This window comes from Streptomyces sp. NPDC031466 (assembly GCF_055581265.1).
Genome location: NZ_JBVIJT010000013.1, coordinates 153,766 through 167,546, shown reverse-complemented (window position 1 = coordinate 167,546; position 13,781 = coordinate 153,766). Strand labels below are relative to the sequence as shown.

The 13,781-nt window shown below is 71.1% G+C and carries 15 protein-coding genes; all 15 read right to left on the bottom strand.

The window, feature by feature from the left end; genetic code table 11:
• Position 1: 1 nt before the first annotated feature.
• Positions 2–526, bottom strand: coding sequence for a hypothetical protein (locus ACZ5GP_RS30155; protein WP_468753855.1), 525 nt, complete (start codon positions 524–526; stop codon positions 2–4).
• 555 nt (positions 527–1,081) lie between these two features.
• Positions 1,082–1,432: a winged helix-turn-helix transcriptional regulator gene (locus ACZ5GP_RS30150; protein ID WP_468753894.1), complete on the bottom strand. Its 351-nt coding sequence runs from the start codon at positions 1,430–1,432 to the stop codon at positions 1,082–1,084.
• A gap of 66 nt (positions 1,433–1,498) precedes the next feature.
• The gene (locus tag ACZ5GP_RS30145; protein WP_468753854.1) at positions 1,499–2,320 is read right to left on the bottom strand and encodes a class I SAM-dependent methyltransferase; all 822 of its coding nucleotides are present in this window, start codon (positions 2,318–2,320) and stop codon (positions 1,499–1,501) included.
• Between the two features lie 81 nt (positions 2,321–2,401).
• Positions 2,402–3,085, bottom strand: coding sequence for an OmpA family protein (locus ACZ5GP_RS30140; RefSeq protein WP_468753853.1), 684 nt, complete (start codon positions 3,083–3,085; stop codon positions 2,402–2,404).
• A 3-nt stretch (positions 3,086–3,088) separates the two neighbouring features.
• Entirely contained in the window at positions 3,089–3,688 is a 600-nt protein-coding gene (locus tag ACZ5GP_RS30135; RefSeq protein ID WP_468753852.1) for a hypothetical protein, read from the bottom strand.
• Between the two features lie 32 nt (positions 3,689–3,720).
• The gene (locus ACZ5GP_RS30130) at positions 3,721–4,287 is read right to left on the bottom strand and encodes a pilus assembly protein TadG-related protein (RefSeq protein WP_468753893.1); all 567 of its coding nucleotides are present in this window, start codon (positions 4,285–4,287) and stop codon (positions 3,721–3,723) included.
• 38 nt (positions 4,288–4,325) lie between these two features.
• Complete coding sequence (locus tag ACZ5GP_RS30125) at positions 4,326–4,532, bottom strand: hypothetical protein (RefSeq protein WP_358912095.1); 207 nt, start codon at positions 4,530–4,532, stop codon at positions 4,326–4,328.
• Between the two features lie 285 nt (positions 4,533–4,817).
• Complete coding sequence (locus tag ACZ5GP_RS30120) at positions 4,818–5,708, bottom strand: DUF5936 domain-containing protein (RefSeq protein ID WP_468753851.1); 891 nt, start codon at positions 5,706–5,708, stop codon at positions 4,818–4,820.
• A 27-nt stretch (positions 5,709–5,735) separates the two neighbouring features.
• Positions 5,736–6,683: a type II secretion system F family protein gene (locus ACZ5GP_RS30115; RefSeq protein ID WP_468753850.1), complete on the bottom strand. Its 948-nt coding sequence runs from the start codon at positions 6,681–6,683 to the stop codon at positions 5,736–5,738.
• A 55-nt stretch (positions 6,684–6,738) separates the two neighbouring features.
• Positions 6,739–8,076: a CpaF family protein gene (locus tag ACZ5GP_RS30110; RefSeq protein WP_468753849.1), complete on the bottom strand. Its 1,338-nt coding sequence runs from the start codon at positions 8,074–8,076 to the stop codon at positions 6,739–6,741.
• Between the two features lie 70 nt (positions 8,077–8,146).
• Positions 8,147–8,566, bottom strand: coding sequence for a TadE/TadG family type IV pilus assembly protein (locus ACZ5GP_RS30105; RefSeq protein ID WP_468753892.1), 420 nt, complete (start codon positions 8,564–8,566; stop codon positions 8,147–8,149).
• A gap of 323 nt (positions 8,567–8,889) precedes the next feature.
• Complete coding sequence (locus ACZ5GP_RS30100) at positions 8,890–10,512, bottom strand: AAA family ATPase (RefSeq protein ID WP_468753848.1); 1,623 nt, start codon at positions 10,510–10,512, stop codon at positions 8,890–8,892.
• A gap of 8 nt (positions 10,513–10,520) precedes the next feature.
• Positions 10,521–11,231: a Flp pilus assembly protein CpaB gene (gene cpaB / locus ACZ5GP_RS30095; RefSeq protein WP_468753847.1), complete on the bottom strand. Its 711-nt coding sequence runs from the start codon at positions 11,229–11,231 to the stop codon at positions 10,521–10,523.
• A 129-nt stretch (positions 11,232–11,360) separates the two neighbouring features.
• Positions 11,361–12,254 carry a hypothetical protein gene (locus ACZ5GP_RS30090; protein ID WP_468753846.1) on the bottom strand — a complete coding sequence of 298 codons (894 nt, stop codon included), beginning with the start codon at positions 12,252–12,254 and terminating at the stop codon, positions 11,361–11,363.
• A gap of 195 nt (positions 12,255–12,449) precedes the next feature.
• Entirely contained in the window at positions 12,450–13,781 is a 1,332-nt protein-coding gene (locus ACZ5GP_RS30085) for an Nramp family divalent metal transporter (protein WP_468753845.1), read from the bottom strand.

Below are 13,781 nucleotides of genomic sequence, written 5' to 3'. Positions count from 1 at the left end.
GTCAGTCCCCGGGGCGCGGGCGGTTGAACCAGGCGCCCGCGTCCCCCCGGGCCAGCAGGACGATCACCGCGATGGCGCCGAGCAGCGGCAGGAGACCGCCGGGGTTGCCGTTGGCCGCGCCGCCGAGCGCGCTCAGGGTCTGCAGCGCCATCAGCACGATGCACGTCACGCGGATGCCGCCGCCGGCCCGCTGGAACCGCAGGGCCAGGCCCGCGGCCACCATGACCAGCACGTTCACTCCGACGGCGGCGGCCGCCGTCTCGGCGTCGCCGGTGGCGGCGATGACGACGGAGCCCAGCAGGACGAGCCCGGCGAGGACCCAGAGCACGATCTGCGCGGCGCGTACGGCGCCGGGCATCCGCTGCGGGGCCGTGGGGCCGTACGCGTACGCGGGGTCCTGGGCGGGGCCGGGGTAGGCGGGCAGGCCCGCCTGCGGGTGCTGCTGCGGGGCACTCTGGGGCGGCGGGGCGCTCTGGGGCGGCGTGGTGCCCGGGGGCGGTTGCGGCGGGGGAAAGTCGTTCGACATGTCCCTGACGATAACGAGGTGCGGAGACCTTGATCGTCGGGTTCCGGGGCCTTGATCGTCCGGCGCCGGGACGCGGGCACAAAAAACGGGCCGGTCCGTGGGGGGGAGACGGACCGGCCCGAGGGGGGGTTTCCACCATAACCCTTCGTAAGTGATTCTGCGTGCATTGGCGCGCCGCAACTACTCTCCGATACCGGACGGCGACTGCGAGAGGCCGTTCTGCCTGCGGAATCCGGGGTTCGGGGGCGGGTTTCGGCCGGGCGGCGCCGTACTCCGCACGGGGGACCCCGCGAACGTTCGCAGACTTGACGTGGTGCGGGGTGACGGCTCGCGGTGCCGTGCGGCCCCCTCCACCGCACGGCACCGCACGCGGAGCTTTGCTCACGCGAATTAGCCTTGGTCTGAACTTACGGGACGTCGAGGAGCAGATCGAGCCAGTATTGGTAACGATGCGGAATCAAGGCTTCGATTTCGGGGCCCGCGTGGGCGTGTTCGGGGCCCTCGTGGGCCTACCTGACGGTGTGACGCGTAGGCGAACTTTGCCCGGATGGGCCGTCAGCTCTCCTTTCGCGCCTTGCCGGCCACGATCTCCTCCAGGTGCCGCTCGCCCCACGCTCCGAGGGGTTGCAGGGCCGCGTTGAGGGACTGGCCGAGGTCGGTCAGGGAGTACTCGACCTTCGGCGGCACCTGGCGGTAGACCTCGCGGTGCACGATGCCGTCCGACTCCAGCTCCCGCAGCTGCTGGATCAGCATCTTCTCGCTGACGCCGGGGACGCCGCGCCGCAGCTCCCCGAAGCGCAGCGTCCGGCCCGCGTGCAGCGCCCACAGGATCATGGGCTTCCATTTGCCGCCGACGACGTCCACCGCCGCGTCCAGCCCACAGGCGTACGACTTCCCTGGCTTCAGCACGGCAACTCCTCGTCTCACCGGGACACTTACCGGACCGACAGTACCGACCACGCGCGGCCGGCCCTACGGGTCCAGAGGCTTGCGGAGTTCGAGGAGGTGGCGGGTGCTGTGGGCGACGAAGGGCCCCTCGGCCTCGATCCGCTCGTGCAGTTCGCGCAGCCGCGGCCGGTAGGTCTCCACGCTGAAGCCGGGGACCATCCACACCACCTTGCGCAGGAAGTGGACGACGGCCCCGACGTCGAAGAACTCCATCCGCAGCCGCTCGGCCCGCAGGTCCACCACTTCCAGGCCCGCCGCCTCGGCCTCGGCGCGCTCCCGGTCGGGGTGGCGGGCCTCGCGCACCTCGGGCGGCTGCGGCCCGAGGAAGTACTCGACGACCTCGAAGACGCTGGCGGGGCCGACGTGCTGCGCGAAGTACGTGCCGCCGGGGCGCAGCACGCGGGCGATCTCTTCGAAGCGGGCCCGCACCGGGTGGCGGCTGGTGACCAGGTCGAAGGCGCCGTCGGCGAACGGCAGCGGGGCGTCCTCCGGGGACGCGACGACCGCGACGCCGCGCGGGTGCAGCAGCGCGGTCGCCTTGGCCACGTTCGCGGGCCAGCCCTCCGTGGCGACGGCGAGCGGCGGCAGGGTGGCGGCGGAGGCGAGTACTTCGCCGCCGCCGGTCTGGACGTCGAGCGAGGCCCGCGCCCGCGCGAGACGCCGCGCCATCGCCTCGGCGTACCGCCAGGAGGGACGTGCCTCGGTGGCCCTCCCCTCGAACCAGGAGAAGTCCCATCCCTCGGTGGGCGCGGCCTGCGCCTCGGCGACGAGGGCGTCGAAGGAGCGGGACGGGCGGGGGGCGGTGGGGTCGGTTCGGTCACTGGGGTCGGTGGAGCCGTTGTTCATGGGGGAAGCCTGGCATTGCGGGGTCCAGTGCGGGGCCGCCGACCCGCGGCGCGACGTCGTGTCCCCGCACCCCCGCCCCGCTCAGTCCGTGCCGGTCGCTCCATCCATGCCGGTCGCTCCATCCATGCCGGTCGCTCCATCCATGCCGGTCGCTCCGCGCGGGAACGAGACCTCGACGCGGCGGTTCTTCTTGCGGCCCTCCTCCGAGCCGTTGTCCGCGATGGGGTAGTCCTCGCTGTATCCGCGTACGGAGAAAGTGACCTGGGGACCGAGGTGGCCCGCCAGCTCGTCGTGCACTGCTTCGGCGCGCCGCTTGGAGAGCTTCTTGCCGTGGCCGTAGGAGCCGAGGTTGTCCGTGAAGCCGAACACCCGCACGTCCGTGGCCTTCTGTGCCTTGGCCTCCTCGGCGATCGCCTTGATGCGGGCACTCGCCTCGGGGTTCAGTTCCGCGCTGTCCTTGGGGAAGAGGACCTCCGCCTGGAGCGCGAACTTCACGTCCGTGTTGGTGTCCTCGCGGCGCTCCTCGCCGCCGAGGTCCTCGACGACGGACTTGATGTCCAGCACCTTCGCGGGCGCGAGCGTGGCGCCGTCGGCGAGCTTCAGCCCCGGGCTGTTGGCGTCGACCTCGGGGGGCGGGGAGGTGGTGGTGCTGCCGGGGGGCGTACTGGGGCCGCCGTCGTCGGCCCATGCGGGGGTGGGGGTGAGGCAGAGGAGGGCCAGCGCGAGGATTGCGGCGGCGCTTGTGCGGTGGGGGTGGCGGGTCATGGGTCACTCGCCGTCGGAGATTTCGAGGGGGGCGGGGGGCATGGCGCCCACTTGGAAATCGACCTTGGTCGTGCCTTCCGGGGGGGCGGGGAATTGGGCGTACCAGTCGGCGGTGTCTCCTCGCTTCACCCGGCCATCGAACTTGGTGCACAGGCACCGCCCTGAGGTGTCCCTGAGAACGAGGTACTTCTTCTTCCCCTCGTTGTCGACCAAACTGGCTCCCGAGAGAGATCCACCATTGGATCTCAATTCTCGCTCGTCACTGGCCCAGTTGGCGCCCAGCCATGACCGGTCTCCGTTGTTCTTCACCGTGCCGGAGACCGTGACAAAGCCACCTCCGTCCCGGACAGCCGAATGGATGGTGACGCTGACCTCGCCGTCCTTGGACTCCGCCAATACGCTGTCGGCCGAAGAAGCATCGTTCGGCTTCCCCTCATCATCTCCGCGGCTTCCACCAGTTGTTGATGAAGAAGGGCTCGACTTCTCCGAACTGGCATCTCCGTCATCCCCACCGCCACAGCCGACGACCGTGAGGACCAGCCCAGTGGTGATCGCCACAGCGGTCATTGCCCTGCGGGCCATCATGGTGCGCCGAACACTCATCGCTACCGCTTCCTTCTTTCGTCGATCGCCGGTCAGTCGACCAAGTGGACAGAGAAGAGCACGGACGGGTCGGGAAGGTCATCCGGATCGAATTCTTCCGGGTCGATCTCAAAGGATCCTTCACCGTCGCAGACGAACTTCACGTCCTTCTTCGGATCCCCGGATGGATCCGCATGACAGCGTGCCTCGATGACAGCGGTCGCATCGGCCTTGGCGTGCCGCGTCTCGGTGCCGGGGATGATCGAGTCGCCCACCGTGTAATTGGTCTCGATCGCTACACGGAATCCGGGGTACCCATTCACACCGACCGGCTCGACACCCCGGGTCTGGGAATCGTTCTCCGCCGCGAGGGCGTCGGCCGCCGCCTGGGCCGTGCCCATACCGGTGATCTCGTATCCGGTCAGCCAGTCGAGCCAGTCGTCTCCCTGCCCGATGGACAGGCCCAGTCCCTCGACCAGATCATCCCTGGACTCCTGGGCCGCGGCCAGCGCGGCCGCGTCAGCGGCGGACTGGGCGCCATTGCGCGCGGAAGCCGCCTGAGCGAAAGCGAAGAAAGCGAAGGCGACGAAGAGCAGAATCCCCGCCAACCAGATACAAATGAGCAGGCTCTGCCCTTGGTCACTTCGAAGGCGGCCTGTCAGCCACCACCGACCACGTCGTCGACCGCGTCCCCAATGGCTCCGGAGATCGTTCCGTCCAACCCAAGCTGGTCGATCAACGTGAAGATCCCCGCAATAAGAATCATGAGCCCCGCATACTCCACGAACCCCGCCCCCGCGTCCCGATCCCTCCCTCGGATGCGGGACGTCACCGTCACCGTCCAGTCGACCCAGACTTCGAGCACGCGTTCCTTCAGCACGACGGCTCCTTCTCTCCCACCCGATACCGCGCCCTTTGTGGTCAGAGGCAACGTACGCCACACGGCGTACGTCGGCAGCAACTCCGCACGACGTATGCGGTTTCCGGGGTGCCCGGTCCGCAAGTTGGCGGATTACCTTCCCCCTCGGTGAGATCACCATGCACGAAGTCCCCTCCTGCGAACCGTGAGCTCAGATCCGACTGTCCCACATCGCATTGCAGCCGCGAAGGGGTTTCGCACAGTTGATGGCAGTTGAGGAACTCCCGCTCATCAGCGCCCCAGAATCGAACCGAAGTCCGAGCCCGAGCCGAGGAACATTCCCGCCGCGATAAGGATCATCGTGGCGGGCAGCATGAAGACCAGGGTGACCATCGTCGCCTTGGGGATCGTTTTCGCCGCCCGGCGCCGGGAGTTCTGGGCGTCGGTGCGCCGCATGTCCGTGGCGATCTGGATCAGGGTGTCCGCGATGGGAGAACCCAGTTCCTCGCCCTGTTGCAGCGCAGAGACGAACTGCGCGACCTGCTCGGACGCGTTGCGGCGACGCAGCTCGTCGAAGGCCTGGCGGCGGCCGACGCCCATGTCCATCTGGCGCAGCGTGATGCGCAGTTCGTCCGCCCACGGACCCTCGTACCGCTCCGCCACCCGGTCCAGCGCCTGGCGGAAGCCGAGGCCGGCCGAGACGACCACCGCCAGGACGTCCAGGAAGTCCGGCAGGGTGCGGTCGATGACCTCGCGGCGTTCCCGGACGGCCTGCCAGATCAGGGCGTCCGCCGCCGTCGCCCCGAAGGCGAAGGTCAGCAGGCCGAGGAGCGGGGAGCCGTTGGTGAGGAAGACCAGGCCGAGGACGACGCCGAAGATGCCGTAGACCGCGCGCCGCGCGGCGTAGCGGTCGATCGTGAGGCCCCCGGGGTTGCCCGCCATGTCGATCCTGCGGCGCTTGGCGTCGACCCGTTTTCGGCCCATGAGGCGCAGGACGAGCGGTGCGAAGCGCATGCCGAGGCGGTCCACCGTCGAGCCCGCCGCCGAGACGCGGGTTCCGCCGACCTCCAGGGCGAGGGCCAGGTCGGACGGCAGCTTGGCGTCCGCGCGGTACATCCGGACACCCTGGCAGGCGCCGGCCACCGCGAGGCCCATCACCACGGCTAGCAGCAGGCCCAGCACGGCAACCCCCTTGTCGGGTACGGCATCTCAGACCTCGATCTTGCCCAGGCGTCTGATCACGAAGAAGCCGATCCCGTACAGCCCGAGGGAGATCAGGATCAGCGTCTGGCCCACCGGGGAGCCGGTCACCCGGGCCAGCGCGCCCTCGTTGGAGGAGTTGATCAGCAGCAACGAGCCGAGGCCCAGCAGCGGGACCGTGAACGCCGTCGCGTTGACCTCCGACAGCATCGTGCGGACCTCGCGCCGCGTCTCCTTGCGGTCCTCCAGGGTCTGGGTGAGGTTGCGCAGGGAGTTGACCACCGTGCCGCCCGCCTTGTTGGACAGGACGAGCGTCGTCACGAGGACGATCAGCTCGCGGGACGGCAGGCGTTCGGCCAGTTCGCCGAGGGTGTCGTCGATGGAGCGGCCCAGCGCCAACTGGTGTGCGACGTGGGAGAGTTCCTGGCCGGCCGGGGCCTCCAGCTCCTCCGCCGCCATGGCCAGCGACGTACGCAGGGCGAGTCCCGCCGCCGTCGCGTTGGCCAGGATGCGGGCCACGTCGGGGAGCTGGTTGATGAACGCCTCGATGCGTTTCTGGCGCTGCCAGTTGAGGAAGGCGAGCGCGCCCCATACCGCCACCACCCCCGCGATCGGGCCGAAGAAGGGCGCGAGGGTCGCCGCCGCCATCAGCCAGAGCGCGACGACGACGGCCACGACGTAGGTGAAGAACTCGCCGGCGGTCACGTCCAGGCCGGTCGAGGAGAGGCGCAGGTGGATGTCCCGGCCGAGGCGCGTGCGGCGCAGCCTGCGGTCGACGGCGGCGAAGCGGCGCGCCCGGCCCGGCGGACCGCCGTCCCCGCTGCCGGGGCCGAGCGCCAGCCGGTCGATGAGGTCCTGGCGCTGCGCGCGCCCGGACGCGTACGCGTGGATGCCCGCGACGGCCAGTGTGCCGGTCAGGATCGTGGCGCCGAGGGCGAGCGGCGCGGGATCGGTCATCGGTCGGCTCCCCGTCTGGTCATCGGCCGGCTTCCATACCTGGTCATCGGGACGGTCATCCGATCGCTTCCCTCGTGTCCAGTACGTCGATCGCCTCCGCCACGCCGTACGCCGGGGGCACCGGTTCGCCCGCGCCGTACAGCTTGTCGGCGATCTCGCGGGGCAGCGGCAGGTGCTCGAACCAGCCGCGCACGACGCGGTCGGCGCCGATCGGCTGCGCCACGAAGCGGGTGACCGGCGCGATGCGGAACTGCTGGCGGCCGTGCGAGACGAGCAGGACGATCTCGGAGACCTTGCGGGAGCCGTCGCTGTGCCGGGCGAGCTGGACGACCACGTCGACGGCCGAGTTGATCTGGTCCTTCAGGGCCTCGAAGGGGATCTGGACCTCCGACATGGAGCCGAGGGTCTGCAGGCGCATCAGGGCGTCCTCGGCGGTGTTCGCGTGCACGGTGGCGAGCGAGCCGTCGTGGCCGGTGGACATGGCCTGGAGCATGTCGAGGGTCTCGCCGCCGCGGACCTCGCCGACGATGATGCGGTCGGGGCGCATGCGCAGGCTGTTGCGCACGAGGTCGCGGATGGTGATCTGGCCCTTGCCCTCGACGTTGGCCGGGCGCGATTCGAGCCGGATCACGTGGTCCTGCTGGAGTTGCAGCTCCGCCGAGTCCTCGATGGTGATGATGCGCTCGTGGGCCGGGATCAGGCCGGAGAGCGCGTTGAGGAGAGTCGTCTTGCCGCTGCCCGTGCCGCCGCTGACGATGAGGTTGAAGCGGGCCCGCACGAACGCCGCGAGCAGCATCAGCATGTGTTCGTCGAGGGAGCCGAGGCCGATGAGTTCGGGCAGCGTGTACGCGCGGGGGAAGCGGCGGATGGTGAGGGTGGCGCCGGTCAGGGCGAGCGGCGGGATGATGACGTTGACGCGCTCGCCGGTGGGCAGCCGGGCGTCGACCATGGGGTTCGACTCGTCCACACGCCTGTTGACCGTGGAGACGATGCGCTCGATGGTCTGCATCAGCTGGTCGTTGGAGGCGAAGCGCAGCGGGAGCTGTTCCACGCGGCCGGCCCGTTCCACGAAGACCGAGTCGGGGCCGTTGACCATGATCTCCGTGATGGAGGCGTCGGCGAGCAGTGGTTCGAGGACGCCGAGGCCGAGCGCCTCGTCCACGACGCGCCGGATCAGCTGGGCGCGTTCGGAGGTGGAGAGGACGGGGCCCTCGCGGCTGATGATGTGGCCGAGGACCCGCTCCAGTCGGACGCGGCGGTCCGCGGCGGCGAGCGAGGACATCTCGGCGAGGTCGATCTCCTCCAGGAGCTTGGAGCGGTAGACGGCGACGAGGTTGTCGTCGCGGCTCGGTTCGCTCTGCTGGGTGGGGGCCACGCGGTCGCGCAGGCTCATGGCGTCCTTCAACCTCCCTCAGGGGTACGGGTCCCGGTGCGTCGCACCAGGTCCCGGTGGTCGGCGGGTCTCAGTACTCGGCGTCGTCGTCGTTGGGCATCGTGGCCTCCTTGGTGACGCTCCAGCCCGCGTCCACGAAGGGCAGCAGTGTCGGTACCTGGACCTCGACCGTGGCGGTCGTCGTGTCGCCGCCCGAGCCGACCGCGACGGAGGAGCTGAGACGGCCGTCCATGGCCGCCGCGCCCGCCGCCTGCCCCGAGTCGCCCTGGGATGCCGCACGAGCCGCCGCGCGGGCGCCGGAGCCGGCCTGGTTGGCGGCGTAGCCCACCAGGCCGAGCTGGATGGCGGCGAGGCCGACGAGCAGCAGGACCGGCAGGAACCCGGCGAACTCCAGGATGGAGACCCCGCGGTCGTCGTACCGGCGACGCGGCGGGCCCCCGCCGGAGCCATCGCCCGGGCCCCGGCGCGGGTCACACCGCCGACGCCGCAGGCCCCAGCCGGAGCCCCCGCCCCCGCCCCCGCGTTCGTCCCACGGGCGACACGGCAGCCCCACGCCAGAGCCACCACCCCGGCCCCGGCGCGGGTCACACCGCCGACGCCGCAGGCCCCAGCCGGAGCCCCCGCCCCGGCCCCGGCGTTCGTCACACCGGCGACGCGGCAGCCCCACGCCAGAGCCACCACCCCGGCCCCGGCGCGGGTCACACCGCCGACGCCGCAGCCCCCCGTCCGAGCCTCCGCCCCGGAGCCAGCCCGGCCCCCGGAAACGCACCCGCCTGAGCAAACGCCCCAGCCCCCGTAGACGCCTCGGCGCCCTCATTCCGCGTCCCCCTCCTTCGCCGCGCCCGCTTCCCCGTCCACGCGCCATCCCGCGTCGAAGCCGGGGAAGAAGACCGGTACGTCCACCGAGACGCGGGCCTTCCAGACCGTGCCCTCGTCCGTGCAGGTGATCGCCGCGTCCTGCCAGGCGCCGGGCAGATGTTCCTGGCCCGCGGCGGAGCAGGCGGCGGCCTCGCCCTCCCCCGCCGCGTGCGCCGCGGTGGCGGCCCGCGCCGCCTCGTCCGCCGCGTTGCCGGCGAGGGAGTACGTGTAGCCGTACAGCGCGCACTGCCACAGGATCGTCATGACGACGAGCAGCAGGGGGAACATCCCGGCGAACTCCAGCGTGACGGCGCCCCGGTCGCCGCCCGCCGCCTTCCTGCGCAGGGCGATCCCGCTCCGCTTCCCGCCGCCCGCGGGTGTTTCTTCGACGATCCCCAGTTCGCCCGCGAGCCCCCACAGCGCCTGTTTGACCGTGGAGCGGCTCTCCAGGTCCTGCATGCGGCCCGCGTCGACCGCGGCCCGCAGTTCCTTGAAGGCGGCCGGCACGGTGGTGCGGGCGACCCGGGTGCCGGTGACGCGCTCCACCAGGGAGGGCTGGATCTCCGTGCCCTTGCCGTGCCGGTTGACGACGGTGAGGGTCTCCTCGGCCTTGCGGATCTGCAGGCGGTCCCACAGCCGCACCATGCGTTTGGCGGCGCGTACGGCGACGACGTCCGGGGTGAGGAGCAGCAGGGCGTGGTCGGCGAGCTCGACGGCGACGGCGCTCGCGGCGGTGACGTAGGCCCCGCAGTCGATGACGACGACGTCGTAGCGGGCGCGCAGGGCGGCGAGGATCTGCCGGGCGACGCGGTCGGTGACCTCCTCGCCGCGCTCGCCCTCGGCGGGCGCGAGGAGCAGGCCGACGCCGCTCTCGTGGGTGTAGACGGCGTCCTGGAGGATGCGGGGCGTGATGTCGCTGATGGCGGCGAGGTCGGTGACCGAGCGGCGGAACTGCACGTCCAGGTAGGAGGCGACGTCCCCGGACTGGAGGTCGAGGTCGAGGAGCGCGGTGGTGCGGCCCGACGCCTGGGCCGCGAGGGCGAGTTGTACGGCGGTCACGGTGGTGCCGACGCCGCCCTTCGCCCCGCTGACGGCGACGACGGTGCCCGCGCCGGGCGCCCCGGGGCCGGCCGTGCCGCCGTACAGTTCGAGCCCGCCGCCGCTGCCGAGGTGGCGGCGCATGCCGGCGGACCAGGCGGCGGCGGCCTGGACCCGTTCGGCGAGGGCGTCGTAGGCCAGCGGGAAGCCGATGATGCCGCGCGCCCCGGAGTCCATGGCGGCCGTGAGGGTGCCCGGGCTGGTGTCGGCGGCGAGCAGGACGACGCCGACGGCGGGGAAGCGCAGCACGAGGTCACGGATGAGGTCGAGTGCCGGGACCGGCCCGATCCGCTCGTGGACGAGGACGACCTCCGGCAGCTCGTCGACCGACTCGGCGGCGAGACGGGCGAGGGTGTCGAGCAGCGCGGTCGAGTCCCCGACGGGCAGGGCGGGTTCGGCGTCGGGCAGCTGCCCGGTGAGCGTCGACAGAGCGCGGGCGGCCTCGATGTCCCCGACGGCCGGCAGGATCCGAGTGGCCATGAGACCTCCTACTTGTCCTCGTCGAGGGTGTACGTGCGATCGCGTGGCGGCACGGTGGGGTCGCCGCCCGCGCCGATGAGGGCGAGGCGGACGTGCGTGGCGAACGACTCGGCGTACGCGACGCGCTGCGCGTCCGCCGTGCCGAGGGCGAAGGTGATCGGGACGGCCTCGGACGCCCGGCGGCGCGTGCGGTCGTCCTGGTCGGGTTCGAGCGGGGTCAGCTTGCCGACGTCGAGCACCTTGGCGCCCTCCACGATGACTTTGGACTGGTCCTTCGCCTTGTCGCTCTCGCCCTTGAAGGTGGCGTAGATGTTGACCGTCGAGCCGGGCGTGATCTTGCCCGCGACGCCGGTGGCCGCGTCGATCATGATGGCGATCTCCTGCTGGCCCGGGCCGAGTTCGGGCCGCTCGACGATCATGTCGGACTGGAGCAGCGAGCCCTCGCGCAGCTGGGTCACGGCGATCTTGCCGCGGATCTGGCGCAGGTCGGTGACGGCGTTGTCGGAGAGCCAGCGCTTCGGCATCTCGACCTTCTCGAACTGCTCGGCGCTCAGCTCCTTGTAGGGCGCGATGTCCCCCTTGAGCTTGTACGCGGCGACCTCGGGGCCCACCTTCGAGTTCACGTCACGGATCACCGACAGGACGCCCGCGAACGCGCCGAACGCGCACAGGACCGACAGGACCAGCAGGATGACGCCGCGGCGCTGGCGTGAGTTCATGGGCCGGACTACCTCGATCGAGTGCGAGTGGCTACGGACAGTGAGCGGGGTGGCGCGTGAACGGTCGTAGGTCGCGGACGGGGCGGGCGGGCTGCGGCTGGGGCGGGGCGGTGGCGCGGCGGGGTGCGGCTAGGTGGCGCCACGGGGCAGGAGGGCGCGGGCGGGCCGGTCGGGGCGTTCCTCGGGCGGCGGCAGCGGGGCGGCGCAGAACGCGCAGCGGTCGCCGATGAGTTCGAGTCCGCACCAGTGGCAGTCCTCGCGCCGCACGGAGGACACCAGTTGGTAGAGGACGGAGATGTCGGGGATGGCGGCGGCGAACTCGACGAGCCTGCCGGTGGCCCACCAGCGCGCGGACTCGGCCGGCAGGCGGACTTCCTCGACGCCCTGGGAGTGCCAGGCGGGGGCCAGGGTGCCGGTGACCCAGCCGGGTACCAGTTGCCCCGGGGCGTACAGCATCGTCGTACCGAATCCGGGGCCGGGCAGGCTCGTCCGTGGGCCGCCGCCCGAGACCTTCACCAGCTCGGGCCGGGGCGTGGCGAGGACCGCGAACTGGGCGCCGGGCAACCAGGACTTGGCGTGCGACCGGAGGGAGACGGGGACGCGGTCGAGGCGGGCGACGGAGCCGAGCAGGGCGCCCGCGTAGATGTAGTGGGACAGCAGGCGGGCGGCGGAGGCGAGGACGCCGGGGCTGAAGTCGCAGACCGACAGCTGGCGCAGCTGGAGGGCGAGCACGGCGAGCCCCAGCGGCGGCAGCTCCGGGCGCAGGACGGCGATCCGGTCGCTCTCCAGGATGGAGCGGACCGCGTACAGGCGCCGGGTGACGGACGCGGGCGCGGAGGCGGGGCACAGGGCGATCACATAGCCGTGGTGCTCGATGAGCGTGTGCATCTCGGTGAGCGCCTGGTCCAGCGAGTACGTCCGCGGGGACTGCACGGCGGACTGCAGGACGGCGGCCGAGGGGGTGTGCCGGTCGGGCGAGGGCAGCACGAGGTCGGGGCCGGTGACGGCTACGGCGGTCGGCATGCGCGCCCCCCTGAGGCTCCCCCTGCACTTCTCCTCGGCCTCAGCACCATATCCAGGCGGGGCCCGCCCCGACACCCAACTTCCCGGTGTTCACGCGGAGATGACGATCGCGTACCGGGAAGTGGGGTGTCCGGAGTGAGGTGTTCGAGCGGGATGTACGAGAGGCGCGCGGGGGATGCGCAGGGGCGTGCGGGGCTAGAAGAAGCTGCTCCAGTCCTGGTCGGCGATCTGCTTGACGCACAGCACGAGGAACAGCAGCCCTGCGATGGCCAGCATGCCGTTGCTGAGCCGGCCGTTGCGCCATTCCCGCGGTGTACGGCTGGAGTTGAGCAGCCAGACCAGCGTGAGCGACAGGAACGGCATGAAGGCCGCGCCGAGGACGCCGTAGAGGATGATGAGCCGGAACGGCTGCCCCTGGAAGAGCAGGATCATCGGCGGGAAGGTCAGCCAGAGCAGGTAGGCGCGGAACGGCACCGACTTCTCGCGGGCGCCCGACGCCACCTCCTGGCCGCTGAGCGCGGTGGAGTCGGCGCCCGCCCGCTGCTTGCGGTAGCGCTCGACGAAGTCCGCGAACATCAGGCTCACGCCGTGCCACACCCCGATCAGCGAAGTGAACGACGTGGCGAAGAAGCCGACGAGGAACAGCTTGGCGGTGCCCTGGCCGTACTCCTTCTCCAGGATGTCGGAGAGCTGCACGAGCCCCTTGTCGCCGCTGGCGATGGCGATGTTCGCGGAGTGCAGCATCTCGGCGCCGACGAAGAGCATGGCGACGACGAAGATGCCGGTGGTGATGTAGGCGACGCGGTTGTCGAGCCGCATCACCTTCATCCATCGGGTGTCGGTCCACCCCTTGGCGTTGACCCAGTAGCCGTACGCCGCGAGGGTGATGGTGCCGCCGACGCCGCCGATCAGGCCGAGCGTGTTGAGGATCGAGTCCTTCTCGTCGGGCAGGACGGGCAGCAGGCCGGCGAAGGCGTCGCCCAGGTGCGGGGTGACGCGGACGGCGAGGTAGACGGTGACGACGAACATGATGCCGACGAGGACCGTCATGACCTTCTCGAAGACGGCGTACTTGTTGAACCAGACGAAGACGAGCCCGACGATGCCGGTCAGGATCGCCCACCACTTCAAGGCCATGACGTCGGGGAAGAGCGCCTGGAGGGGCAGCCCAGAGGAGGACATGGCGGCCGCTCCGTAGACGTACCCCCAGATCACGACGTAGGCGACGAAGAACCACGTCGTCCAGCGGCCGAGGCTCGCCCAGCCGTCGAAGAGGGTGCGTCCGGTGGCCAGGTGCCAGCGGCCGGCGGCCTCGGCGAGGGAGATCTTCACGACGCAGCCGATCACCGCGGCCCACAACAGGGTGTAGCCGAAGTTGCTGCCCGCGATGAGGGTGGCGACGAGGTCGCCCGCGCCCACTCCGGTCGCGGCGACGACGATGCCGGGGCCGATGTACTTCCAGCTCGACTTGCGCGGCTGGGGTGCCGTCGCGTCGGCGGTGGTTCCACTGCCTGTGGTTTCAGCCAT